The 25,687-nt window shown below is 43.9% G+C and carries 19 protein-coding genes, 2 tRNA genes and 1 rRNA gene; 16 read left to right on the plus strand and 6 right to left on the minus strand.

The window, feature by feature from the left end; all coding sequences use genetic code 11:
- Positions 1-269: 269 nt before the first annotated feature.
- The 3 genes from Q6344_14150 to Q6344_14160 form a co-directional block, all read right to left on the minus strand.
- Positions 270-345: transfer RNA gene (locus Q6344_14150), tRNA-Ala, on the minus strand.
- A 9-nt stretch (positions 346-354) separates the two neighbouring features.
- Positions 355-431: transfer RNA gene (locus Q6344_14155), tRNA-Ile, on the minus strand.
- Between the two features lie 75 nt (positions 432-506).
- A 16S ribosomal RNA gene (locus tag Q6344_14160) occupies positions 507-2,045 on the minus strand.
- Positions 2,046-3,071: 1,026 nt separating this feature from the next.
- On the opposite strand from Q6344_14160, the gene thrS reads away from it, so the two are divergent.
- The 4 genes from thrS (at position 3,072) to rnr (ending at position 9,535) form a co-directional block, all read left to right on the plus strand.
- The gene (gene thrS / locus Q6344_14165; protein WLG13698.1) at positions 3,072-5,006 is read left to right on the plus strand and encodes a threonine--tRNA ligase; all 1,935 of its coding nucleotides are present in this window, start codon (positions 3,072-3,074) and stop codon (positions 5,004-5,006) included.
- Between the two features lie 23 nt (positions 5,007-5,029).
- Entirely contained in the window at positions 5,030-5,533 is a 504-nt protein-coding gene (infC, locus tag Q6344_14170) for a translation initiation factor IF-3 (GenBank protein WLG13699.1), read from the plus strand.
- A 321-nt stretch (positions 5,534-5,854) separates the two neighbouring features.
- Positions 5,855-7,099: a toxic anion resistance protein gene (locus Q6344_14175; GenBank protein WLG13700.1), complete on the plus strand. Its 1,245-nt coding sequence runs from the start codon at positions 5,855-5,857 to the stop codon at positions 7,097-7,099.
- A gap of 141 nt (positions 7,100-7,240) precedes the next feature.
- Positions 7,241-9,535, plus strand: a complete 2,295-nt coding sequence (gene rnr, locus Q6344_14180; protein WLG13701.1) for a ribonuclease R — start codon at positions 7,241-7,243, stop codon at positions 9,533-9,535.
- A gap of 87 nt (positions 9,536-9,622) precedes the next feature.
- On the opposite strand, the gene Q6344_14185 is transcribed toward rnr, so the two are convergent.
- The 3 genes from Q6344_14185 to hisA all read right to left on the minus strand — a co-directional run bounded on the left by Q6344_14185 (position 9,623) and on the right by hisA (position 12,444).
- Positions 9,623-9,925 (minus strand): hypothetical protein, encoded by a 303-nt coding sequence (locus Q6344_14185; GenBank protein WLG13702.1) that lies wholly within the window; start codon positions 9,923-9,925, stop codon positions 9,623-9,625.
- 83 nt (positions 9,926-10,008) lie between these two features.
- Positions 10,009-11,643, minus strand: a complete 1,635-nt coding sequence (locus Q6344_14190; GenBank protein WLG13703.1) for a mechanosensitive ion channel family protein — start codon at positions 11,641-11,643, stop codon at positions 10,009-10,011.
- Between the two features lie 63 nt (positions 11,644-11,706).
- Positions 11,707-12,444 carry a 1-(5-phosphoribosyl)-5-[(5-phosphoribosylamino)methylideneamino]imidazole-4-carboxamide isomerase gene (hisA, locus tag Q6344_14195; GenBank protein WLG13704.1) on the minus strand — a complete coding sequence of 246 codons (738 nt, stop codon included), beginning with the start codon at positions 12,442-12,444 and terminating at the stop codon, positions 11,707-11,709.
- A gap of 1,113 nt (positions 12,445-13,557) precedes the next feature.
- Here hisA and Q6344_14200 point away from each other — a divergent pair.
- The 12 genes from Q6344_14200 (at position 13,558) to Q6344_14255 (ending at position 25,675) form a co-directional block, all read left to right on the plus strand.
- Complete coding sequence (locus Q6344_14200) at positions 13,558-14,910, plus strand: Na(+)-translocating NADH-quinone reductase subunit A (protein WLG13705.1); 1,353 nt, start codon at positions 13,558-13,560, stop codon at positions 14,908-14,910.
- Between the two features lie 5 nt (positions 14,911-14,915).
- A complete protein-coding gene (locus tag Q6344_14205) occupies positions 14,916-16,151 on the plus strand; it encodes an NADH:ubiquinone reductase (Na(+)-transporting) subunit B (GenBank protein ID WLG13706.1) in 1,236 nt (411 codons plus the stop codon).
- Positions 16,132-17,037, plus strand: coding sequence for a Na(+)-translocating NADH-quinone reductase subunit C (locus Q6344_14210; protein WLG13707.1), 906 nt, complete (start codon positions 16,132-16,134; stop codon positions 17,035-17,037). The genes Q6344_14205 and Q6344_14210 overlap by 20 nt, the downstream gene beginning before the upstream one ends.
- A 1-nt stretch (position 17,038) precedes the next feature.
- Positions 17,039-17,710 (plus strand): NADH:ubiquinone reductase (Na(+)-transporting) subunit D, encoded by a 672-nt coding sequence (locus Q6344_14215; GenBank protein WLG13708.1) that lies wholly within the window; start codon positions 17,039-17,041, stop codon positions 17,708-17,710.
- Positions 17,710-18,318, plus strand: coding sequence for an NADH:ubiquinone reductase (Na(+)-transporting) subunit E (nqrE, locus tag Q6344_14220; protein WLG13709.1), 609 nt, complete (start codon positions 17,710-17,712; stop codon positions 18,316-18,318). Before Q6344_14215 ends, nqrE begins: the two co-directional genes overlap by 1 nt.
- A 123-nt stretch (positions 18,319-18,441) precedes the next feature.
- Positions 18,442-19,677 (plus strand): NADH:ubiquinone reductase (Na(+)-transporting) subunit F, encoded by a 1,236-nt coding sequence (nqrF, locus tag Q6344_14225; GenBank protein WLG13710.1) that lies wholly within the window; start codon positions 18,442-18,444, stop codon positions 19,675-19,677.
- A gap of 179 nt (positions 19,678-19,856) precedes the next feature.
- The gene (locus Q6344_14230) at positions 19,857-20,657 is read left to right on the plus strand and encodes an SDR family NAD(P)-dependent oxidoreductase (GenBank protein ID WLG13711.1); all 801 of its coding nucleotides are present in this window, start codon (positions 19,857-19,859) and stop codon (positions 20,655-20,657) included.
- 142 nt (positions 20,658-20,799) lie between these two features.
- The gene (locus Q6344_14235) at positions 20,800-21,930 is read left to right on the plus strand and encodes an FAD:protein FMN transferase (GenBank protein ID WLG13712.1); all 1,131 of its coding nucleotides are present in this window, start codon (positions 20,800-20,802) and stop codon (positions 21,928-21,930) included.
- A gap of 153 nt (positions 21,931-22,083) precedes the next feature.
- Positions 22,084-22,329 (plus strand): (Na+)-NQR maturation NqrM, encoded by a 246-nt coding sequence (gene nqrM, locus Q6344_14240; protein ID WLG13713.1) that lies wholly within the window; start codon positions 22,084-22,086, stop codon positions 22,327-22,329.
- Between the two features lie 433 nt (positions 22,330-22,762).
- Entirely contained in the window at positions 22,763-24,031 is a 1,269-nt protein-coding gene (locus Q6344_14245; protein ID WLG13714.1) for an MFS transporter, read from the plus strand.
- Between the two features lie 87 nt (positions 24,032-24,118).
- The gene (locus Q6344_14250) at positions 24,119-24,943 is read left to right on the plus strand and encodes an arylesterase (GenBank protein WLG13715.1); all 825 of its coding nucleotides are present in this window, start codon (positions 24,119-24,121) and stop codon (positions 24,941-24,943) included.
- Between the two features lie 12 nt (positions 24,944-24,955).
- Positions 24,956-25,675 (plus strand): ABC transporter ATP-binding protein, encoded by a 720-nt coding sequence (locus Q6344_14255; protein WLG13716.1) that lies wholly within the window; start codon positions 24,956-24,958, stop codon positions 25,673-25,675.
- Positions 25,676-25,687: the final 12 nt, after the last annotated feature.

Genomic DNA, 25,687 nt, shown 5'->3' on the forward strand with positions numbered 1-25,687 from the left:
CACCTATGTTTATACGCTTGATTCAGTTCTCTTTACTTTTTTTAGTAATCAACCCCTGGGATAACAACTGATGTCGTTAAGAGGTTGATTACTAAGGTTAAGAAGTGCGCGTGAACACGCTCTTCCTAACCCAGACTCATATCTATGTTTTTAAATAGTCTCTATGCTCTCGTCGAGTCACAGATTCTGTATAAAACAGAAAGAAGTAATCAGTTAAAATCACTTGTTTCTATTTATACTATTAGCACTTAAAGCTTATTCGTCTATAGTGGTGGAGCCAAACGGAGTCGAACCGTTGACCTCCTGCGTGCAAGGCAGGCGCTCTACCAACTGAGCTATGGCCCCATTATAAAATGGTGGGTCTAAGTGGACTTGAACCACTGACCCCCGCGTTATCAACACGGTGCTCTAACCAGCTGAGCTACAGACCCAATTACGCTTGTTAAAACGTAAGCTTAAACTAAAGAACAACTTGTTGTGAATTCTTGCTGACCGAATGCCATCTATAAGGAGGTGATCCAGCCGCAGGTTCCCCTACGGCTACCTTGTTACGACTTCACCCCAGTCATCAACCACACCGTGGTGAACGCTCCCCCGAAGGTTAAGCTATCCACTTCTGGTGCAATCAACTCCCATGGTGTGACGGGCGGTGTGTACAAGGCCCGGGAACGTATTCACCGCGGCATTCTGATCCGCGATTACTAGCGATTCCTACTTCATGGAGTCGAGTTGCAGACTCCAATCTGGACTACGATAGGCTTTTTGAGATTCGCATCACATCGCTGTGTAGCTGCCCTCTGTACCTACCATTGTAGCACGTGTGTAGCCCTGGTCGTAAGGGCCATGATGACTTGACGTCGTCCCCGCCTTCCTCCAGTTTGTCACTGGCAGTATCCTTAGAGTTCCCGGCTTAACCCGCTGGTAACTAAGGACAAGGGTTGCGCTCGTTGCGGGACTTAACCCAACATCTCACGACACGAGCTGACGACAGCCATGCAGCACCTGTATTCTAATTCCCGAAGGCACTCCCGCATCTCTGCAGGATTCTAGATATGTCAAGACCAGGTAAGGTTCTTCGCGTTGCATCGAATTAAACCACATGCTCCACCGCTTGTGCGGGCCCCCGTCAATTCATTTGAGTTTTAACCTTGCGGCCGTACTCCCCAGGCGGTCTACTTATTGCGTTAGCTGCGTCACTAAGTCCTCAAGGGACCCAACGACTAGTAGACATCGTTTACGGCGTGGACTACCAGGGTATCTAATCCTGTTTGCTACCCACGCTTTCGAGCCTCAGTGTCAGTATTATGCCAGAAGGCTGCCTTCGCCATCGGTATTCCTCCAGATCTCTACGCATTTCACCGCTACACCTGGAATTCTACCTTCCTCTCACATACTCTAGCTCTACAGTTTCAGATGCAGTTCCCAGGTTAAGCCCGGGGATTTCACATCTGACTTATAGAGCCACCTACGCTCCCTTTACGCCCAGTAATTCCGATTAACGCTTGCACCCTCTGTATTACCGCGGCTGCTGGCACAGAGTTAGCCGGTGCTTATTCTGCAGCTAATGTCATCGTCCATGGGTATTAACCATGGAGTCTTCTTCACTGCTTAAAGTGCTTTACAACCAAAAGGCCTTCTTCACACACGCGGCATGGCTGGATCAGGGTTTCCCCCATTGTCCAATATTCCCCACTGCTGCCTCCCGTAGGAGTCCGGGCCGTGTCTCAGTCCCGGTGTGGCTGATCATCCTCTCAGACCAGCTACAGATCGTCGCCATGGTAGGCCTTTACCCCACCATCTAGCTAATCCGACTTAGGCTCATCTAATAGCGAGAGCAGTAAACTGCCCCCTTTCTCCCGTAGGTCGTATGCGGTATTAATACGAGTTTCCCCGTGCTATCCCCCACTACTAGGTAGATTCCTAAGTATTACTCACCCGTCCGCCGCTCGTCAGCGAGAAGCAAGCTTCTCCTGTTACCGCTCGACTTGCATGTGTTAAGCCTGCCGCCAGCGTTCAATCTGAGCCATGATCAAACTCTTCAGTTTAATCTTGCTATGAAGCTCTTTAAAGAAGCTTCTAAACTTGGCTCATCTAATCTGGCAAAATCGCTAAAAATTATGTTCGTAATGAATTAACTTTGAGTTTTTCTGCTGTCTTAAATGATAATTTTTATAGTTAGAATGAACTCCGAAAAGGAGTTAAAACCAACTTTATTTTTTAGCATTCTGAATCAGCAAAAATCCACACAAGTTGTTCTTTAGTTATGCTTTTAAATAGTGCTCAATCACTGTCGTCCAGTAACTGATATATAGGGTAATTCTATTGCTATTTAGCCTTAATCCCTTACGGGTCAAGCTATCTAGCGAGCCGACTATCTTATCATAATGATTTGATTTGTCAAGCTTTTTTATGTTTTGTCTTAGCTTGGTAATCTAAGTAATAAGTTGGTTAACTTACTGCTTAGCTTCCTTTGCTGTGGGGCGTATTATATAGATTCTGACGAGAGTGTCAACCGCTTTATCAGAGGTTTTTAGGTTTATTTGATAAGACTTTTAATAATGTATAGTTTTCAATGGGTTAGAGGAAGTGTTTGTTTAATTCGCTTAAATAATAACTCAGCTTTAAACAGTATCTATCGATATTCATTAATTGTTATCTATAGCGTTGCCATTAAGAACTTACTTTAAGCTAAAATTTTGAGGCTCTATACTGACTTTTTGGCATGTTTATCTGCTCATTGATAACAGCCTTCGCTGTGTCCTTAGCTAACTCTGATTTACACTTCTTGATATTCGTATAGATAGCATCTATATATAGAAGCCGACCTAATCCCTTACTATCTAGTGTTGATACACAGTTTTTGCTATAATAGCTGACTTTATAATATTGCTTAATGGCATTTCTTATTAGCCTTGATTGTTCAACGGTTGATTGTTTGAAATTTTGCCTTTAAGTGATATCTATCTCTTATAACATATCATAGCAGTTGGATATAATTGACGCAGTCTTGCGGTTATATGATTGATGGTTGCAATCATCACTGCCAACGGACGCAAAAAGGTGAATAGATTATGGTAGCGATTACTTTACCCGATGGTAGCGTAAAAAACTTCAAAGGTAGCACCACCGTCATGGAAGTGGCACAAAGCATTGGTGCAGGATTGGCTAAAGCAACGGTCGCCGGACGTGTAGATGGTCATCTAGTTGATGCGCACGACCCTATCACTCATGATGCTAAGGTTGAAATCGTGACACCAAAAGATGATGACGGTGTCGATATCATTCGCCATTCTTGTGCTCACCTATTAGGTCATGCTGTTAAGCAGTTATATCCTGATGTAAAAATGGTGATTGGCCCCGTTATCGATGATGGTTTTTATTATGATATTTATAGCGAAACACCATTTACGCCTGAGCATATGGCAGCCATTGAAAAACGCATGATGGAGCTCATCAAGCAAGATTATGACGTTATCAAAAAAATAACGCCACGCGATGAAGTCATTAAAATCTTTGAAGAACGTGGTGAAGACTATAAGCTTAAGCTGATTAATGATATGCCAGGCGAAGAAGCGTTTGGCTTATATCATCATCAAGAATATGTCGATATGTGCCGTGGTCCACACGTGCCGAACACCAGATTTTTAAAAGTATTCAAACTGACCAAAATGTCTGGTGCATATTGGCGCGGTGATGCCAAGAACGAGCAACTGCAACGTATCTATGGTACAGCATGGGCGGATAAAAAAGATTTAAAAGCCTATATTCAGCGTATCGAAGAAGCTGAAAAACGTGACCATCGTAAAATTGGTAAAGCGTTAAATCTGTTCCATATGCAAGAGCAAGCGCCAGGTATGGTGTTTTGGCATGCCAATGGTTGGACTATTTACCAAGTACTTGAGCAATATATGCGTAAAGTACAGCACGATAACGGCTATGAAGAAATTAAAACACCGCAAATCGTCGATCGTAGTTTGTGGGAGCGTTCGGGACATTGGGGCAACTATGCTACCAATATGTTTACGACTGCCAGCGAAAATCGTGATTATGCGGTAAAACCTATGAACTGCCCGTGCCACGTGCAAGTCTTTAACCAAGGCTTAAAATCTTACCGTGACCTGCCATTACGTATGGCAGAGTTTGGCTCATGCCATCGAAACGAGCCATCAGGTTCACTACATGGTTTGATGCGTGTACGCGGTTTTACCCAAGATGATGCACATATCTTCTGTACACAGTCGCAAATCCAGCAAGAAGTCGCTGACTTTATTAAGCTAACTCTTGCCGTTTATGAAGACTTTGGTTTTGACAATATCATTATGAAACTCTCGACTCGCCCTGAAAAACGGGTTGGTAGTGATGAGTCTTGGGATTTTGCCGAAAAAGCTTTGGCCGATGCATTAGATAGCTCAGGTCTTGATTGGGCTTATCTGCCAGGTGAAGGCGCATTTTATGGTCCGAAGATTGAATTTAGTTTGAAAGATTCTTTAGGTCGCGTCTGGCAGTGCGGTACGATTCAGGTTGACCCAAACATGCCTGAGCGCCTTGATGCCGAATTCGTCAATGAGCAAAACGAGCGCGAAGTACCTATTATGTTGCACCGTGCCATCTTAGGTTCATTCGAACGCTTCATCGGTATATTGATTGAAAACTATGCCGGTTGGATGCCCGTTTGGTTAGCACCGCAGCAAGTGGTGGTGATGAATATCACTGATAAACAGGCAGATGCTTGTGAAAATGTGGTCAGCGAACTCAAAAAGTCAGGTTTGCGAGCTATTAGTGACTTGCGTAACGAAAAGATTGGATTTAAGATACGAGAGAAAACATTAGAACGCGTTCCCTATATGCTAGTATTAGGGGATAAAGAAGTCGAATCGGGCAGTGTCAATGTCCGTACTCGTGAAGGTGAAAACCTTGGCGTGATGAGTGTTCCAGAATTTATTAAATTAGTACAGACCGCTGTCAGCGACAAAGGCCGACAGACCCCAAAAACAGATGAGGAGTAATACCTATTAAACAGTCAAACCGTTTGAACATCAACGAAGATATCACAGCCAAAGAAGTCCGTCTCGTTAAAGAAGACGGCGAACAGATGGGCGTGGTCGATATCGAAACCGCGATGAAAGCGGCACGTGAAGACAGTCTAGATTTGGTCGAATTGGTTCCTGAAGCCAAACCGCCAGTATGCAAAATCATGGATTATAAGCATTTCCTCTATGATCAAAAGCAAAAGGCGAAAGAAGCTAAAAAGAACCAAAAGCAAACTCAGCTAAAAGAGATGAAGCTGCGTCCTAGTACTGAAGAAGCTGATTATCAGGTTAAACTGAAAAAAATCGTCAGCTTTTTGGAAGACCAAGACAAAGTTAAAATCAGTATTCGCTTTCGTGGCCGTGAAATGGCGCACCAAGAAATTGGTCGCAAGCAGCTAGATCGTATTATCGAAGATACTGCTGAGATTGCTAACGTTGAGCAATATCCTAAGATGGAAGGTCGTCAGATGGGTATGCTGCTTGGGCCAACTAAGAAAAAGTAATCTGTTTATTAGATGGCTGTTAGTCAATATAGATATGTATAACCTTAACCATCAATATACTGCGGGATATTGATGGTTTTTTATTATGTGCATAGATACATATCTCTTTTAAATATGTTTAGTCAGATATAATTGGCTGACTCTATTTTACAAAACCTACCTTCTCAACCATTTGATTACGCGGTAATCTAAAGGTCTGTTTTATATTTGCTAATCAGCATTTATTAAAAATTTCTAGTAAGTGTATAAAAATAACGTATATCACGACCATCAGAGTCGTTGACAAAAACACTACTTTTATCCAATATTGAAGGAAATTTCATGCAAGAATTGACCCCACCAGAAAACGCAACGACGCCAAGTATTTCCCTAACCGCGCCTGAACCTGTGAGAGAAATACAAAAAAGCGAAGCAGATCAAATGGTCAAATTGGATGACAGCCAAATCCCAGAGCTTGATGCCAAGGTCGATGCCTTTGTTGATCATGTGATTAATAATTCTGTACACAGCGCTGAATTTCAGCAAAATGTGCAATCGATTCATAATCTCGGTACCAAAGAGATTCGTGAATCAGCCCAAGTGTCTAATCGTATGCTCGATTTACCCGCCAAAAGTTTAAATGACAGCTTATTTGATAATTCTCCTATCGCCAAGTCATTGACTGAGTTGCGCGGCATCGTCGAAGATTTAGATCCCAGTAAAAAAGAGCTGACCAGCTCACGTAAGCTATTCGGTCTCATCCCATTTGGCAATAAAGTACAGGATTACTTCCGTCAATATGAATCGGCACAATCACATATCAACGCCGTAGTAACCAGTCTATATAATGGTAAGGATGAGCTGCTCAAAGACAATGCGATGATTGAGCAAGAAAAAGTCAATATGTGGGAGCTGATGCAATCCATACGCCAATACGTTTATGTCGGCAAAAAAATCGATGAGCAGTTAGAACAAAAGGTTTATGCGATAGAAGCGACCGATCCCGAAAAAGCACGCATTATTAAAGAAGAGATGTTGTTTTATGTGCGTCAGAAAAACACCGACTTTTTAACCCAATTAGCCGTGAACGTGCAAGGCTATTTAGCGCTCGATACCATTCGCCGCAATAATTTAGAATTGATAAAAGGTGTTGATCGAGCCACCACAACCACCGTATCTGCACTACGTACAGCGGTCGTGGTTGCACAAGCGATGACCAATCAAAAACTGGTACTTGATCAAATTACTGCTTTAAATAAAACCACCAGTAGCTTGATTGAATCGACCTCAGCGATGCTAAAACGTCAGTCAGGTGAAATCCATGAGCAAGCGACCAGTAGCAGCATTGAGCTTGATAAATTGCAAAACGCTTTCAATAACGTCTATGATACGATGGATATGATTAGCAATTATAAAATTGAAGCGCTAGAGAACATGAAACAGACGGTCAATACTTTGACTACTGAAGTCGATAAGGCTCAGAAATACTTGGATAAGTCTAACCAAACAACAGTATTAGAAGTGTCGAAAGAGATAGACAGTAAAAAGATAACCAATAGATCAAGTACAGTCGATATCGACATTTGATTTGTTTTAATAGTTGTTGCCTATTAAAGGTGGCCACTTCCTGCTACCAAATACACTTAAGACAATTGACGCAAGATATTGCAACGTCGTTCGTGTTAAGATAGCCATTATTAATAATTTTAAAAATAGATACGGTAATTTATGAGTTGGAACGATCCAAACGCCTCAAGTGAGGCAAAAAGATATGACAATCCTATCCCTAGTCGCGAACTGATACTCAGTACGATTAATGAGCATGGTGAAGTCACGCATCAACAATTGGCAAAAGCCTTTAATATTGATGACCCAGACCAGTTTGACGCTTTAGGCAATCGCCTAAAAGCGATGGCACGTGATGGACAAGTAAACCGCGACGGTCGTCCTTATCGCTATCGCACGGTGACCAAGCAAGATGTCGTCAGAGGTACAGTGTCTGCACATCCTAAAGGCTTTGGCTTTGTATTATTAAGCGATATGCCAGATTTGTTTTTACATGAAAAGCAAATGCGCTGGGTTTTCAACGGTGACACTGTAGATGCAGTCGGTACATCGACAGACAATCGCGGGCGCACAGAAGGACGTATCGTCGATGTCGTTGAACGTCGTCAAAATAACTTCATTGGTACATTAGCGCGTGATGAAGACGGCTACTGTGTCGAGCTTGGTAGTCCAAATAATCACCAGCCGATTACCGTTACTGAAGAAAATGTACAAGCGATGAATGCCAAGCAAGGCTCTCCTGTTAAGGTTGATGTTATTGATTGGCCAAATCAGCATGAATTTGCGACGGGTAAAATCACTGAAGTACTGTCTGATGACAATGATCGCGAACTGATTATTGAGACCACCTTACTTAATTATGATATCCCATCAGATTTTAGCGAAGCAGCACTGAAGCAAGCCAACGATTATCAAGAGCCGACTGAAAAAGATTTAAAAGGTCGTACAGATTTGCGTGATTTGCCGCTGGTGACTATCGATGGTGAAGATGCACGTGATTTTGATGATGCCGTATTTGCTGAAAAACGCTCTGGTGGCAACTATCGTGTCTTAGTTGCGATTGCTGATGTCAGTTATTACGTCACACCAAACTCGCCACTTGATAAAGATGCCTACGAGCGCGGTACGTCCGTATACTTTCCACATCGCGTGATTCCAATGTTGCCAGAAGTACTCTCTAATGGTCTGTGCTCACTAAATCCTGACCGTGATCGTCTTTGTATGGTAGCTGATATCAAAATATCGCGGGCAGGCAAAGTGACCGGTTATGAGTTCTATCCTGCTGTCATGCACTCACAAGCACGCTTAACGTATAATCAAGTGAACGCTTATCTTGAGAATCCAGAAGATAAGAGCGTACCTACCTCACTAACGGGTAATAAAGACGTCAAAAAATCTGTCGATACCTTACATCAATTGTATGAGCTACTGCTTAAAAAGCGTGAAGAGCGTCATGCAATGGAGTTTGAAACAGTTGAGACATACATTAAATTTAATGAGAAAGGTGGTATCGAAGCAATCCTACCGCGTACTCGCGGTGATGCTCAAAAACTCATTGAAGAATGTATGCTGCTGGCCAATACTTGTGCAGCGAACTTTGCACTCAAGCATGAGCTTCCTGTCTTATATCGTAACCATGACAAACCTGATGGCGAAAAATCAATGCGTATTCACGAATACGCAAAGAACTTTGGTTTAAGCTTCCCAGAAGAAAATCCAACGCAAGCCGATTATCAGCGCATTATTGAAGCCACCAAAGACAGACCCGATGCAATTAGTATCCACAGCATGCTGTTGCGCTCAATGATGCAAGCAAACTATGCACCTGACAATATCGGTCACTTTGGGCTAGCTTATGACGAATATAGCCACTTCACCTCGCCGATTCGTCGTTACCCTGATTTGATGCTGCATCGTGCCATCAAAGCAAAAGTGACCAATACTCAGCAGCCAGTGATGGACTTTTCTCTCGAAGCTGCTGGTACGCAAACCTCAGATACTGAGCGCCGTGCCGAAAAAGCCTCACGCTATGTAGAGTCTTGGCTCAAGTGTCACTATATGAAAGATCATGTTGGTGAAGAGTTCGAAGGTGTGGTCACTACAGTCACAAGCTTCGGTTTGTTTGTTACCTTGACTGACTTATATATTGATGGTTTGGTTCACATCTCTAATGTTGGTGATGACTTCTTTGTTTACGATGAGCAGCAACAACAGCTGATCGGTAAAGACAAAGGGACATTATTCGGACTGGGCGATCGCGTTAAAGTGAAAGTTGCTGGCGTCAATATGGATCTGCTACAAATTGACTTTGATTTAAAAGCTAAATTGCAATCTAGTGAAATGAATCAAACGAAGAGCGCGCCTTCTAAAAAAAGTACTGATAAGAAAAGTACTGATAGAAGAAGCCCCGCTAAAAAGACTGGCAGCCGTAGTAAAGGCGCAAGTAAGAAAAGCTAGTGTTAGTAAACACTTTAAATAATAAAAAGGCCAACGTCATCGTTGGCCTTTTTTGTGCGTGGTATTTTATAACAACTATTTAAATCATTATTGCGCATTACTCATCTGGTCTAGACGTTCCTTGTCTGCTTCCTGCGCCTGATCTATTTTCGCGGTAGCATTATCGAGAATGGCTTTAGGCTGTTTGCCAAGTGGCTGGCTCGCGACATCTACCGAGCCACTTTCTACATCATCAGTATTTGGTAACACTGTATCGGGAGATTGCTCAGATCCTGCATCACTTATGACTACTTCTCTATCTTTCTCACGTTGATTGCCATTAATGAGGTTAAAACCTAGTAACGCAACCATGCCCACTAGGGCGAATATAATCAAGTGTTTCATTTGCATAAAAAATGTCTCGTATTTGAATGATAATCAGATATACGTTTCGTTGCATTTTTTATGCCTAGTTTTTAGCAAATTTTTACAAATTATTCTTGCGGGCTATTATTATTCAGTAAATCAGTCTCGTCAGAGCTTTCTGCAATTTCCTGTTCAACTTTTTCCATGAGTTTGTCGTCAGGACGAGCGTTAAGCACCTCATCAGCATTGCGACCTTGTAAAATCAATTTGGCACGAGCCTTTGCTTGTTTTTTGTCCTTATCATCAACGCTATTATCTTCATTCTGGTTTTTATCAGGCACTTTGGGCGTAATTGTCATGTCTGACTTAGCACTATCAGTGTTAGCGTTAGCCTGCATATTCTCAAATGCTTTTTCTAAGTTACTATTAAAACGCAAACGATAAATCGGTTCAGGCAAGCTGAAGCCTTCATTTTCTAACGCATGCTTGGTCTCACGAATGGCAATACTGCGTGCTTTTGAGAAGTCCGTGTCTGATTGGTCCACCCAAATTTGAAATTCCAAAATGATATTAGAGTCGCCAACATTGGTAATGACAGCCACTGCTTTTGGTTCATCTAAAACGAATGCTAATGTATGTATCGCATCCAGTCCGACCTTGATAGCCGCTAATGGATCATCATTGGCATCAACGCCTAATTCAAAGGTAAATCGACGTTCTGGATTTTTGGTGTAATTTAAAATCGTTGCTTTAAATACTTCAGCATTGGGAATGCGCAACTGGTTACCATCTAAAGTCATCAGAATAGTCGCACGTGAGGTTAGCCGTACTACGATCCCCTCTTGATTATTAATTAAAATATGATCACGTGCGCGAAATGGTTGGCGAATACTGAGCATGAGCGAGGCAATGTAATTCTCAATAGTGTCTTTGACCGCAAAACCAACGGCAATACCGATAACGCCTGCACCGCCAAGCAAAGTGCCTAAGATGGTTTCGGCGCCTATCAAACTCAGCGCAAGAATCAAACCGAAAATAATAAAAATAACTTTAACGGTTTGTGACAGCAATTCGGCGACAAACGGATTGGGCGTGAGCCGTTGCCACATTTTTTTGCGATTAGACAGCCAACTACCAAACCATGTCACCAATGCAAATAGGACAATGCCGACCAATAGGAGTGGCAAGGCTTTGACCAGATTTTTGGCTTGTGCTTTAAGACCTTGATAAACGGTAGTGACATTGTCTTGAACATCAAGGGTACGATCAATTCGATCTTCGACAGTGACCACATCTGTCAGACGGTTGGTCAAATTAATGGCTTGTTGCGCTTTTTTCTCGTTCGGCGTCTCTCCGGTTAAGGTGACAACACCTTGCGTAACGCTGACATTGATAGCCTGCAGACCTTCTATTTCAGAAAAAATACCCTGAATACGTTGACGGATGTCATTATCTTTTTGCGGAGTAGGAGTGGTTTCGATTTGCGCATTATTGGTGCTCTCACCACTGATTATGGGCGGTGGTGCTGGCTCAGGTATGACAACTGGAGATGCTGAAGCTTCCTCTTCTGAGGTCGCATCAAGTAAAGGTTTATCAGCTGCCGGGTTTTCTGCTGTATCTATCCCCAATGCAGAGGTGATACCAGTCACCTCTTCACCAGCCGCATACACTGGAAAGGCAAAAAGGATGCTTAGTAACAACAGCATTTGACCGCACGCTTTTATAAAATCGCACATCGTTGAACGGTCAAAGTCAGTGTTCATAAGCATCCTTTGCTTTTTATAGATTTTCGTACTCATCTTTCTTTACTGAATGTTCAATAATCATTAACTGTCTAAATAAACTTGTGCCTCGCCCAAGTTTAACGTGCCTTCATAGATCGCGCGACCAGTAATGATACCTTCAATACAATCGCCATAAGGTTTCAGCAGTTCGATATCTTTCATATTGGTTACACCGCCTGAAGCAATCACAGGCAAGCCGCCTTCACGTGCTAAACTGACAGTTTGTTCAACGTTGACGCCTTGCATCATGCCATCGCGGTTGATATCGGTGTAGACAATCGACGATACGCCGACATCTGCAAAGCGCTTTGCAAGCTCGGTCGCCTTGGTATCGGTCACATTTGCCCAACCATGAGTCGCGACCATGCCGTCTTTAGCATCGATACCTACAATGATATGACCCGGAAATTCGCGGCAAGCTTCTGCGACAAACTCAGGATCTTCGACCGCTTTTGTACCAATGATGATATAAGTCAAACCAGCCGTAATATATTGCTCAATGGTGTTCATATTGCGCACACCGCCGCCCAGCTGAATAGGCAGATTCGGATACGCCTTCGTAATGTCATTCACCACTTGTCTATGAACGGGTACGCCGTCAAATGCCCCATTCAAATCAACCAAATGCAGTCGACGTGCACCTTCCTCTACCCAGCGTGCTGCCATGGCCACTGGATCATCAGAAAAAACCGTATCATCCTCCATACGGCCTTGTTTTAAGCGGACACATTTACCATCTTTTAAATCAATCGCCGGGATAATGACAGGCACAGCACACATATAGCATTCCTTATAAAGCACAACAATAAATATATTTAGAAAAGTAAATTCAAAAATCAGGGTGTATTGAACGTTCAACACCCTCTAAACACGCATAAAAACATCAGTCAAAAGTGACTTAATATATAGACGAATCAAAAGCTATCCATGATAGACCCAAAATCCGCTTCGATAGATAGAAATGACCATAAGAAAACTGTCAATCATAACCATAAGTTTTAATACATTGAATCACTGGCAACATTAGATAAATTCAATTACTGACTGGCAATTTTAGGTCAATTTAGCGTATAATCCTAGGTAAATTTTTATTTGTTTCTATGTGATAGTAACCATGCGCTGCGCTTTTTATTGAGTCATTTATGGCTTAGTGTTGCATAGCGGTCAGGATGAGTCGAGCAGCAGCTAAGTGCATCTTTTTGATGTTGGCTGACATATTGCTAAGAAGGGTTATATTAGAAATTTCAACTGGTGGCCTCTAAACAGTCTACTCTACAGCACTAAACTCTAATGACGCCTCTTTCTTTTTTATAGTCTCTATCGTCTCTCTATCACTAGCTAACTATTTTAGAACAGTCATTACTAGCTGTATAGCCGCTTATTGATGTGAGTGAAATCTACTTAATAATGGCTTCGCTAGTTTGTCTGTCAACCAGTTTATCATCTATTTCGATAGATCATCTTTTGGCTGCATTCTTATCTAATTGCGTATCTATTAACAAGATACCAAACCGATAAGGGTGGTCAATTGCGCTGGTGTTACAAGCTTTAATTTTCAATGAAACGTATGATAGAGCTATTGTCTACACAATCATTTTCGCTAAAGGCTTGAACGATTGTGTTTGATTTGATGGTTTTAACATACACCTTGGTAGCCAGTCGCCACTTTGGTCATTCGAATAAGACATTAACGTGTTGTTAAGGAGTCTAAGGTCAGCGTTAATACTCTTACTAGTAGTTATGATCATGCGTTATTTTTAGAGATCCTTTGTCACTATCCTACTATAGGAAGAGAGACGTGGGGGCTTTATTGAATGACGCAGATGTTCATGCTACCGATATACCAAACAGGACGTCTGGTATCGTTTTAGACTATGGACTAAGTTTTCGCTTATGATTACCATCAAAAAAGGTTTGGATTTGCCCATCACCGGTGAATCATCCCGCGAGATATCTGAGCACCAACCGACACATGTCGCCGTTATTGGCTATGATTATGTGGGCATGAAGCCCACGATGAATGTCAAAGAAGGTGATATCGTAGCAAAGGGTCAGCCCGTTTTTGAAGACAAAAAACGAGTTGGCGTTATCTATACTGCCCCTGCTGCTGGTAAAGTCGTCGCGATTAAACGCGGTGAGCGACGTGTGTTTGAGAGCCTTGTGATTGCGGTCGACCCAAACGGTGAAGAAGTAGACTTCGAGCGCTATGACTCCCAGCAACTTGCTGACCTAGACGCTGAAGTTGTTGAAACCCAACTGCTTGCCTCTGGCGAATGGACCGCGTTTCGCACGCGCCCTTATAGCCGTGCGCCAGAAATCGGTGCCCGTCCTCATGCTATTTTTGTCACCGCTATGGATACCAATCCATTAGCATTTGACCCAATGCTGCTGATTAACGATCAGTTGCAAGCGTTCAATGACGGACTTGCTGTCTTATCGACACTCAGCCCCAAGACCTTTGTTTGCCATCACGGTGATGCCCAGTTGACGCCAGTTGCCAAAACGGCGGCTAATAATGTCACTGAGTATCATAGCTTTGCTGGTAAGCATCCTGCTGGTCTGGCTGGCACGCACATTCACTTTTTGCACCCAATCATGCGCGGCGTGACCGTATGGACGATTGGCTATCAAGACGTGATTGCGATTGGTAAGCTATTCACCAGCGGTCGCTTATATACGCGCCGTATCATTAGTTTGGCGGGTCCTGCGGTCACCAAGCCACGTTTGGTCGCTACTGAGCGCGGTGCTGATATCGCTGCTCTGACCAAAGGACAGCTGGCGGCTGGCGAGAACCGTATTATTTCTGGTTCGGTGTTGTCAGGTCGCAAAGTATTTGGCAATACGGCTTATCTTGGTCGCTTTCATAATCAAATCAGTGTGCTGCCTGAAGGGCGTGAACGTCCAGCGTTCCATTTCCTAAGTGTCGGCACCAACCGCTTCTCTAAGCTGCCTATTTATATTTCTAAGTTTTTTGGTAATAAGAAATATAACTTTACGACCACGAGTAATGGTTCACCGCGAGCGATGGTACCTATCGGGGTTTATGAAGAGGTCATGCCGCAAGATTATCTGCCGACACAGTTACTACGTGCATTAATTGTCGAAGACATGATTAGCGCCGTAGATTTGGGCGTGCTCGAATTGGACGAAGAAGATTTAGCATTATGCACCTTCGTATCTCCTGGCAAATATGAATTCGGTGATATTTTGCGTGATAACTTGACGCGCATTGAGCTGGAGGGCTAACCACGATGAAATTTTTACACAATATGTTCGATCGTATGGAGCCGTCTTTCACCAAGGGTGGCAAACACGAAAAATACTATGCTATCTTTGAGATGTTTGATACGTTTTTGCGTCAACCAAGCTCAACCACATACTCAGCATCACACGTACGCGACGGTATCGACCTAAAGCGTATTATGATTACCGTATGGTTATGTACTTTCCCAGCCATGTTTTGGGGTATGTACAACATCGGTCATCAAGCACTAACGGCGATTGCAACGCTTGGTTTGCAGCCTGAAGGCTGGCGTACTGTTATCACCAGTATGGCAGGCTATAACCCAGACAGTATCTGGGCAAGCTTCGTTTACGGGGCGATGCAATTTTTACCGATTTATATCGTCACTTTTGCGGTCGGTATTCTCTGTGAGATTATCTTTGCCGTAGTGCGCGGTCATGAAGTCAACGAAGGTTTCTTTGTGACCTCAGTGCTGTTTGCGCTTTGTTTACCACCAGATATTCCTTTATGGCAAGTTGCCCTCGGTATTATCTTTGGTGTCGTAGTCGCAAAAGAAGTGTTCGGTGGTACGGGTAAAAACTTCCTGAACCCTGCCCTATCGGGTCGCGCATTCTTATACTTTGCTTACCCTGCTTATATGTCTGGTGACTCAGTATGGACTGCCGTTGATGGTTTCTCTGGTGCGACGCCACTTGGTCTTGCCGCGTTAGGCGTAGTTCCTCAGGACTTCGTCGACGTCTATGGTAATGCCATCACTTGGGGTGATGCGTTCTTAGGTAATATGCAAGGCAGTATCGGTGAAGTATCAACACTGGCTATCCTAATGGGTGCCGTCGTTCTGCTTTGGACGCGTATTGCTTCATGGCGTATTATGGCAGGTTGTGTGGTAGGTCTGATTGCTACTTCTCTTGTCTTTAATATGATTGGTTCTGAAGACAATATGATGATGAACCTGCCGTTTTATTGGCACTTAGTTATCGGTGGCTTCGCCTTTGGTGCCGTGTTCATGGCAACCGATCCTGTATCAGCTGCGCATACCAATAAAGGCCGCTGGGCTTATGGTATCTTGATTGGTTTTATGACGGTATTGATTCGCGTCGTGAACCCAGCTTTCCCAGAAGGCATCATGCTGGCTATTTTATTCGCCAACTTATTTGCTCCATTGTTTGATTACTTTGTGACCCAAGCAAACATCAAACGCCAAACAGCTCGGAGGGTTCGTTATGTCCAAGCCCAAAAGTAATAATGCGAAAACCATCAGTGTGGCATTGACGCTATGCTTGGTGTGTTCCGTCTTAGTTTCAGCAGTAGCGGTTGGTCTAAAACCTGCTCAAATTGAAAACGCACGCTTAGACCGTAACAAAAACATCTTGGTTGCCGCTGGCATGTACGATGCCGAGTCTGATACAGCAGATGATGTTGCTGAACGTTTTAAAGATTTCGATGTCGAAATTATTGACTTAAGTAAAGGCAGCTACGTTGATGATGAAGCTCTAAAAGCCGCTGGCATCCCTGATCGTAATGCTTATGACGCAAGCCAAGCGACTAAGAATAAAGCACTGAGTGAAGATTTAGGCAACAATGACCCTGCTGGTATTGGTCGCAAGCCTAAATATGCCAAAGTCTATGTTAAAAAAGATGACGCAGGCAAACCTGAAATGGTTGTTTTGCCGATTCAAGGCTATGGACTATGGGGCACTATCTATGGTTTCTTAACCCTTGAAAGCGATATGAATACCATCAAAGGCATCAGCTTTTATGAGCATAAAGAAACCCCAGGTCTGGGTGCTCGTATCGAAGAGCCAGAGTGGCGTGCGAAGTGGAGCGGTATCCACTCATATGACGAAAATGGTAATGTTGCCACGGGTGTGACCAAAGCGGGTACACCGAAAGAGAACTGGGTCGATGGTATCAGTGGTGCAACCTTGACCGGTCGCGGTGTCAGTAACATGATTCAGTTTTGGTTGGGTGAGCAAGGTTATAAGCCTTATTTAGATACGCTACGTAAAGAGAGTGGTCAAGCAATTGATAATGCGGCAGATACACAAGCTACGCAATCAACGCTGAGCGCTCAACCTGAAACCGAACTGGCAGCCAAGCGACCAGTAGCAAACGGCAAGGAGGCATAACATGGCTGACACTAAAAGTATTTTAACCTCGCCTATTTTTGATAATAACCCCATTGCCCTACAGATCCTTGGTATCTGTTCGGCGCTGGCTGTCACCACAAGCATGGCCAATGCCATGGTAATGTGTGTGGCGTTGACCTTAGTCACGGCGTTTTCAAGCTTCTTTATCTCGATCATTCGTAAACAGATTCCATCAAGTATTCGTATTATCGTACAGATGACTATTATTGCCTCATTGGTTATCTTGGTCGATCAGGTGCTAAAAGCCGTTGCTTATGATGTGAGTAAAGGCTTGTCGGTCTTCGTTGGTTTGATTATCACCAACTGTATCGTGATGGGTCGTGCCGAAGCATTTGCCATGAGCAATCCACCAGTGCCAAGCTTTTTAGATGGTATTGGTAATGGTCTTGGCTATTCTGCGGTTTTGCTGTTTGTCGCGACTATCCGTGAGCTACTTGGCTCAGGTACGTGGTTTGGTATCACCATCCTACAGCCTGTCACTGATGGCGGTTGGTATATTCCGAACGGTCTATTACTGTTGCCACCGTCAGCATTCTTTATTATTGGTTTGTTCATTGCCATTATCCGTATCTGGAAACCTGAGCAGGTTGAAGACGCTGAATTTGTAATGAAGCCGCAGTCTAAAGGCATGGCACATGGAGGCGGTCACTAATGGGACATTATGTTAGTTTATTTATAACCTCAGTCTTTATTGAGAATATGGCGCTGGCCTATTTCTTAGGTATGTGTACTTTCTTGGCCGTATCAAAGAAGGTTTCAACCGCTATTGGTCTGGGTGTTGCCGTGGTCGTCGTGATGGCGATTACCGTACCGCTAAACAACTTACTCTTTCAGTTCATTCTAAAAGATGGTGCGCTGGCATGGGCAGGTTTCCCTGATGTCGACTTAAGCTTTTTGGGCTTGCTCAGTTATATCGGCTTGATTGCTGCGACCGTACAGATTCTAGAGATGTTCCTCGATAAGTTCGTCCCTAGTTTGTATAACGCCCTTGGGGTGTTCTTGCCACTCATCACTGTAAACTGTGCCATCTTAGGTGGTGTACTGTTTATGGTTGAGCGTGACTATAATTTCGGCGAATCTGTCGTATATGGTGTGGGCGCAGGCTTCGGTTGGGCATTGGCGATTACCGCATTGGCCGGTATCCGTGAAAAGTTAAAATACTCAGACATTCCAGCACCGCTGCGTGGTCTTGGTATTACCTTTATCACAGTTGGTCTAATGTCACTTGGCTTTATGTCTTTCGGCGGTATGTCAATTTAGACCGCTAAGCTTAACAGCCTATTTAGCGATTTGACCTATTTAATTCATTTATTCGGTAGGGGTTCAGGAAACACGCAATGACGTCTTTTCGCACCCCTACTCCATAGATTAAGGATACCTACCATGGATTACGCTACGGCGATTGGTGGCGTTGCTATGTTTACCTTGATCATCATGGGCCTCGTTGCCATTATTTTGGCGGCGCGCTCAAGACTGGTCAGTTCAGGCGATGTTACCATCCATATCAATGATAATCCCGATAATGACGTCGTGACCCCAGCAGGCGGTAAATTACTACAAACCCTTGCAAGCGAAGGTATTTTCTTATCTTCAGCCTGTGGTGGCGGTGGTACTTGTGCGCAGTGTCGTTGCCGCGTTATTGAAGGGGGCGGCTCTATCTTGCCCACCGAAGAAGGCTATTTTACTCAAGGCGAAATTCGCAATCACATGCGTTTGGCTTGTCAGGTAGCCGTTAAGCAAGACATGAAAATCGAGATTGACCCTGAGTTTTTCGATGTACAAAAGTGGGAATGTGAAGTTCTCTCTAATGACAACGTTGCTACCTTTATTAAAGAGCTAGTCCTTAAGATTCCAGATGGCGAAGAAGTGAACTTCCGTGCTGGTGGTTATGTGCAGTTAGAGGCGCCACCGCATGAAGTGCATTATAAAGACTTTATCATTGACGAAGAATACCGCGAAGACTGGGAAAAATTTGGTATTTTCAACTATGTCTCAAAAGTTGATGAGCCAGTTATTCGTGCTTACTCGATGGCCAACTACCCTGAAGAAAAAGGCCTTATTAAGTTTAATATTCGTATCGCTAGTCCACCGCCACGCGGTCCTGACGGTATTCCACCAGGCAAAATGTCCTCATGGGTATTTAGCCTAGTACCTGGCGATAAAGTTACGGTTTCAGGTCCTTATGGTGAATTCTTTGCGAAAGAAACTGAAGCTGAAATGATTTTCGTTGGTGGTGGTGCTGGTATGGCACCGATGCGCTCGCACATCTTCGATCAGCTTAAACGCTTACATACTAAGCGTAAAATCAGCTTTTGGTATGGTGCACGCTCTATTCGTGAGATGTTCTATGTTGAAGATTATGATCAACTAGCAGAAGAGTTTGATAACTTTGAGTGGCATGTGGCTTTGTCTGATCCATTACCAGAAGACAATTGGGAAGGTCCAACCGGCTTTATCCATAATGTACTACTTGAAAATTATCTGAAAAACCATCCAAACCCAGAAGACTGTGAATACTACATGTGTGGGCCACCGATGATGAATGCGGCGGTCATCGACATGCTACACAGCTTAGGCGTGGAAGATGAAAACATCATGCTTGATGACTTCGGTGGTTAAGTGGGTCATTGAGTAAAAAAAGATATTTGAAACGATAAATGAAAGAGAGTCTCAACCGAGGCTCTTTTTTTGGCTCTGACTAAATGTAACCCTTGCATAATAAGCCTACAAATCTAAATAGCAGACCACCTGCCCTCTACTATATTATTAATTGTTTATTGCCTTAAGAAAGGATTCTTATGAAAACCAACATTAAAGATTTGACCATTTGGATTACTGGTGCTTCTAGTGGTATCGGCGCAGCATTATCTATCGCCTTTGCCAAACGTGGTGCCACCATTATTTTAAGTGGACGTGATGAGGCAAAATTAGTAGCAGTCAAAAACCGCTGTAAAAACAGCAAAAATCATTTCATCATCCCTTTTGATATCACCGATGCCAAACAAGCAAAAGACGCGTATAAGACAGCTAAAGCTCAAGCTGGAAAAATTGATTGGCTTATTAATAATGCTGGCATCAGTCAACGCTCGCTTATTATGGAAACCACTGAAGAAGTTGAGCGCCAAATTATGGAGATAGATTATTTTGCGCAGACACGTCTTACTAGACTGGTATTGCCCAATATGATCGCGCAAGGTGGCGGCAAAATTGTCATGGTATCCAGTGTTGCAGGTTTATTAGGCACACAATATCGCGGCGCTTATGGAGCAGCCAAAGCCGCACTTCATATGTGGGCAAACAGTCTGCGTGCGGAACTGTACGAGCAAGGCATAGAGGTGGCAACGGTATTCCCTGGATTTATTCAAACCAGTATTTCTATTAATGCCTTGACTGGTGACGGTAGCGCGCAAGGAACGATGGACGAGGCGACCAATAAAGGATTAACCGCAGCTACCTTTGCTAAACAGGTCATAAAAGCCCTGATTAAGGGTGAAGAATATATCATCGTGGCAGGTAATAAAGAAAAGCTGGCGACCACGGTCAATCGCCTATCGCCGCCAAAACTATATAAGCTCATCCGTGAATCAAAAGTAAAATAAATCTAGTCGTTTAAGCCACTAGGTCTTAAGTCGATGATTGGCGTTATGGGTGACAAGGGGTGTAAAATGGGCCACGCTAATAGAACGTGCCACTCACCCTTTTGCCATAAAAGCCATTATGATTAATATGAGAAAACCAATAATGCAAAAATTAGCCCCACTCTCATTGTCTAACAAATCGATGAAAACCACCTTATTGCCCGTTATGGCTATCAGTGCTGTATTCAGTCTTAGTGCTTGCCAGCAAACGCCAGATTATGATTATCTCAGCGGTGAGACCATGGGAACGAGCTACCATATCAGTTATCAGCTACCTGCGGATGCAGATGAAGCTGCCATCCAAGCGTCGATTGATAAGCGCTTGCAGCAAATCAATGACAGTATGTCTACCTATCAAGCAGACTCTACTATCTCTAAGTTCAACCAGTTAAGTAAAGACATCCCTCTCACTATCGATGCAGATTTTGCTCACGTGCTTGATGTGTCACGAATCGTCTATCAGCAATCTGGTGGCGCCTTTGATCCTACCGTCATGCCATTGGTAGAGACTTGGGGCTTTGGTAGCACCATGACCGTTGAGCGCTTGCAAAGTCCACCGACAGCACTTGAGATTGCTCAAGCAAAAGCCTTGGTAGATTTTGAGAGCATTGTACAAAAAGAGCAGAGCATTTATAAAACCAAAGACGGGGTCGGGCTTGATTTCTCAGCAGTTGCTAAAGGTTATGGCGTCGATGTAATCGCCGATGTGCTCAGAGATGACTATCAAATTCGCAACTACATGGTAGAGATAGGGGGTGAAATTGCAACCTCTGGGGTCAATAACCAACAGCAGCCGTGGCAAATTGCGATTGATGCGCCTATTGAGGACAGTACGGTCAGCGAGCGTCAAACAATATCAGCGATTCGTCAACCCATCAATACCGATAATCAGATGTATTTGGCAACTTCTGGCAACTATCGTAATTCCGTCATATTCGACGGTCAGCGCTACAGTCATACGATTGATCCAACCACTGGCAAGCCTATCGCGGGCGGCGCACCATCGGTAACCGTTGCAGCAGACTCAGTCGCACTAGCAGATGCGTGGGCAACCGCCCTCACTGCAATGCCTTATAAAAAAGCCCTTGCAACAGCCAAAGCACAAGATATAGCTGCCTTGTTTGTTGTCTTAGCTGATGAGGCAAAGGCGACGGATTCTGATAAGAATACTGACCAGTGGCAAGTGGTACAAACACCAGCGATGCAAGCATTACGTGCTGACAAACAGCCTTAGAACTTGGTGGCAATAGAACTTAGTCGCAATACTGTAAACGGCTCGATAACCATCAACGAGCCATACAAAAATTTGCTATACTGGTTTTGCTATACTATTAAGGTATTACCCTAGTAAATAGCCACACTATTTTTAAAAATCGAGGTTTCCTCTATGCTTAGTCAATTGCTTCCCATGCTTGCCATTACCTTTACCGTATTCGTCCTGTTCTTTATCTTTATGGGTATCGGTTATATGGTCAAAAAGAAGCCGCTTAGAGGATCTTGTGGCGGCGTTGCTAAACTAATGGGTGATGAAAATTGCTCGTTTTGTGGAAATGATCCCAATAAGTGTGATTCAATCGTGGCAGAACAGCAAGAAAACGCCCTTAAAGCCGCTCAGCTAGGCAAACCTGTATAAACTAAATTTTATAAATACCGCGTTTGTTACCATACGCTGGTAGTATTTACCTAACATCTGTTCTTATAATAGCGTCTAGTCCTTTGCAAGGGACTGGCGCTATTTTTAGTTGTGCCAGCCGCGACGTATCTAGTTAGCATCGCTTCAAGATATTTTGGATATAAATACGGCACGTGCAAGGCCTGTTAATAATAGTAGACTGAATAAATCTAATACCGTATCCAGTTGATAGGCGATTGAAGATAAGCGCGCTTTCAAAATGATTACTCATATATCTTGTATTCTGCAAGTAATCTCTAGTTCTAATTTACGATTCTAATTAATGATTTTAGTCACCGTCTAGGTGCGTTTTCTTTGGTGTTATTTACAAGCGACGATGCTTCGGCGCTGTTTAATGACGTGTCCTTTTTCTTATTCTAATAGTCGTGCTGCTATGTCTACCTCTACTGATTTGCCACCTGATGTGCCATTACAGTCTCATTCAGATACGCCATCACCGTTTGAGCTGCCCTCCTCACGCTTCACTTTTTGGCTCATCTTATGTGCCATGATTTTGCTCGCCACCAATATGCGTGCGCCTATTGTTGCTCTCGGCTCTATTGCCCCTGTCGTACAAGATGCCCTCAATATCTCTGAGACGCAGATTGGTTGGCTAGGAGCAGTGCCCATGCTGACTTTTGCAGTGGGCGCACTGATCGCGCCAGCCATTGGTAAGCGTTTTGGGCTTGAGAATACGCTCATTGCGATGATTGCGTTATTAACGATTGGTATGATGATTCGTACCGTTATTCCCACTTGGTCTGGGTTTTTGATTGGTACGTTATTGTTGACCTTGGCTATCGGTTTTGCGAATACCTTAGCTGCCCCTGTTATTAAACAGCGTACGCCCCAGCATATTCCACTCATAACAGGGCTATTTAGTCTAACGATGACGGTTACGGCAGGCATCGTCGCCGGAGTTGTACTGCCATTATCTGAGCAAGTGGGCTGGCAATGGGCACTGGGTGGGTGGTCGCTATTGGGTATTTTTGCGATCGTTATTTGGATATTTTTACGGTTGCGGCTTGGTTCCTCTAGTCATCAAGCCATTGTGCCACCTACCTCTGGATCTTCTGACATCTCCATGTGGCGTACGCCTTTTGCTTGGCAAATTGCGGTATTTATGGGGCTGCAATCACTGTTATTTTATACCGTTGCCAGTTTTTTGCCATCCATTTGGGTCAGCAAAGGGCTATCTGCAGTGCAAGCAGGACAAATGGCTTCAGTGTTTCAGTTTATGGCGCCAGTCTCTATTTTGAGCCTGACGTGGCTGATCAATCGCGGCCGCCCTATTCAGGCGCTGGCGGTGTTTGCAGCGGTGCTGAATGTTATTGGTATTTTAGGAATTAATTATTTATCTACCGACCTCGCGTGGTTGTGGTCAGGTCTGATGGGCATTGGCTGCTCCGCTATTTTTACCTTGAGTATGATGCTGTTCTCCTTACGTACTTATACGACCAACCAATCTAGTGAGCTGTCGGGTATGGCGCAATTCGTCGGTTATTTGATTGCATTTTTTGGTCCCTTAGGGACAGGTTGGCTACATGAAGCGACTGGCAGCTGGGATTTACCGCTATTCATTATGCTCATTTTGATGGTTATCAACGTCGTCATTGCTTGGGTAGTGAGTCGTCCAGTGATGGTCGATGGCAAAAAGCTTTAATATCAAAAACTACAGTAACCTTAGGATAATATTGGTGTCTGTCTTATTTTGCTACACTGGTTTGATTGCTTATAGGACAGAATAATCATGATAAATTTATCCATTCGTTTCGCTCGACACTTACCAACATTGGCTGTTTTAACAACCGTAATGGCGCTCGGTGGTTGCCAAAAACCATCTGAACCTACCACCGATAACGGCATGCAAAATAGCACTCAAACTGCCGAACCTCAAACGACAAAATCTGAGCAACCGGCAACATCCACTGCACAGCAAGCGCCATTAACGATCTTGGCATTGGGCGACTCCCTGACAGAAGGTCTTGGGGTGGACAAAGATGATAACTATCCTGCTCAGTTAGAAGATCGTCTGCAAGCAATGGGTTACGACAATGCCAAAGTGGTCAATTCAGGATTGAGCGGTGAAACCAGCACGGGATTGGTCAATCGCTTAGACTGGGTGTTGCAGACTAAGCCTGATGTGACGATTTTGACCATTGGTGCTAACGATGCCATACGCGGTATCGATGTATCGACAGTTGAAGCCAATATTCGTACCGCGGTCAAACGTCTACAGGATAATGGCAGTATCGTCATTTTGGGCGGCATGCAGATCTATGACAACCTTGGCTCTGATTATGTAAAATCATTTGCCGCGATATATCCAAGAGTGGCGAAAGACATGAACGTGACGCTTATTCCGTTCTTCTTGGATGGTGTGGGCGGTGACCCTAAACTCAACCAAGCGGATGCCATTCATCCGACCAAAGAGGGCTACGCAATTATCGTTAATGACAATATCCTGCCTATTCTAGCGCCTAAACTAGAAGCGCTAAAAATAGCCGATGCAGACAATGCAACTGAAAATGCTCAAGACGATACGACAAAAAATACGATAAATGAGACTACTTAACGAGACACTGTAATGACATCATCACCTTCGATTGCCGTTTCAACGCCACAAGTAAGCGTTAAAACGGAAACTCTACTGACCGCCTCACAATTAAACAAAACGGTGCAAGTCGGCGAGCAAACCCTATCAATCATTAAAGACGTAGATATCTATGTCAACGCTGGCGAGTTTGTGGTCATTATGGGCAAATCAGGCTCAGGCAAATCTACCTTATTAGGGTTGCTCGCAGCATTAGATTATCCTGATAGCGGTACAGTGTCACTGGCGGGTCAAATGCTTAGTAGCCTTGACGAAGATGCGCTAGCCGTCATTCGTCAGCAGGATATGGGTTTTGTTTTTCAGTCATTTCATCTACTGCCAACCTTGACAGTCGCTGAAAACATTGCCTTTCCACTTGATATTGCCAGACGACCAAACCCAGCACGAGTAGACGAGCTTATTGATGCCGTTGATTTGGGTCATCGCCGTCATAGCTTACCCAATCAACTATCGGGCGGTGAGCAGCAGCGTACGGCTGTGGCACGAGCGCTGGTGTCGCATCCAAAGATTGTGTTTGCGGATGAGCCAACGGGCAACTTAGATGAGCAAAATGCCGATCAAGTCATGCAGCTATTGTTAGATTTAAGACAAAAAGTCGGTTCGGCATTGGTCGTTGTGACCCATGACCCTGCACTTGCCGAGATGGCAGATCGTGTCATCACCATGCATAATGGTCGAATTGTACCTACATGAATAACTGGATTG

The sequence above is a fragment of the Psychrobacter cibarius genome (genome assembly GCA_030686115.1).
Taxonomy (GTDB): domain Bacteria; phylum Pseudomonadota; class Gammaproteobacteria; order Pseudomonadales; family Moraxellaceae; genus Psychrobacter; species Psychrobacter cibarius_C.

Excerpts from the sequence above, each read along its gene's own strand:
- thrS (WLG13698.1), top strand. The coding sequence starts at position 3,072 with ATGGTAGCGATTACTTTACCCGATGGTAGCGTAAAAAACTTCAAAGGT.
- Q6344_14175 (WLG13700.1), top strand. The coding sequence starts at position 5,855 with ATGCAAGAATTGACCCCACCAGAAAACGCAACGACGCCAAGTATTTCC.
- rnr (WLG13701.1), top strand. The coding sequence starts at position 7,241 with ATGAGTTGGAACGATCCAAACGCCTCAAGTGAGGCAAAAAGATATGAC.
- Q6344_14185 (WLG13702.1), bottom strand. The coding sequence starts at position 9,925 with ATGCAAATGAAACACTTGATTATATTCGCCCTAGTGGGCATGGTTGCG.
- Q6344_14190 (WLG13703.1), bottom strand. The coding sequence starts at position 11,643 with ATGAACACTGACTTTGACCGTTCAACGATGTGCGATTTTATAAAAGCG.
- hisA (WLG13704.1), bottom strand. The coding sequence starts at position 12,444 with ATGTGTGCTGTGCCTGTCATTATCCCGGCGATTGATTTAAAAGATGGT.
- Q6344_14200 (WLG13705.1), top strand. The coding sequence starts at position 13,558 with ATGATTACCATCAAAAAAGGTTTGGATTTGCCCATCACCGGTGAATCA.
- Q6344_14205 (WLG13706.1), top strand. The coding sequence starts at position 14,916 with ATGAAATTTTTACACAATATGTTCGATCGTATGGAGCCGTCTTTCACC.
- Q6344_14210 (WLG13707.1), top strand. The coding sequence starts at position 16,132 with ATGTCCAAGCCCAAAAGTAATAATGCGAAAACCATCAGTGTGGCATTG.
- Q6344_14215 (WLG13708.1), top strand. The coding sequence starts at position 17,039 with ATGGCTGACACTAAAAGTATTTTAACCTCGCCTATTTTTGATAATAAC.
- nqrE (WLG13709.1), top strand. The coding sequence starts at position 17,710 with ATGGGACATTATGTTAGTTTATTTATAACCTCAGTCTTTATTGAGAAT.
- nqrF (WLG13710.1), top strand. The coding sequence starts at position 18,442 with ATGGATTACGCTACGGCGATTGGTGGCGTTGCTATGTTTACCTTGATC.
- Q6344_14230 (WLG13711.1), top strand. The coding sequence starts at position 19,857 with ATGAAAACCAACATTAAAGATTTGACCATTTGGATTACTGGTGCTTCT.
- Q6344_14235 (WLG13712.1), top strand. The coding sequence starts at position 20,800 with ATGCAAAAATTAGCCCCACTCTCATTGTCTAACAAATCGATGAAAACC.
- nqrM (WLG13713.1), top strand. The coding sequence starts at position 22,084 with ATGCTTAGTCAATTGCTTCCCATGCTTGCCATTACCTTTACCGTATTC.
- Q6344_14245 (WLG13714.1), top strand. The coding sequence starts at position 22,763 with ATGTCTACCTCTACTGATTTGCCACCTGATGTGCCATTACAGTCTCAT.
- Q6344_14250 (WLG13715.1), top strand. The coding sequence starts at position 24,119 with ATGATAAATTTATCCATTCGTTTCGCTCGACACTTACCAACATTGGCT.
- Q6344_14255 (WLG13716.1), top strand. The coding sequence starts at position 24,956 with ATGACATCATCACCTTCGATTGCCGTTTCAACGCCACAAGTAAGCGTT.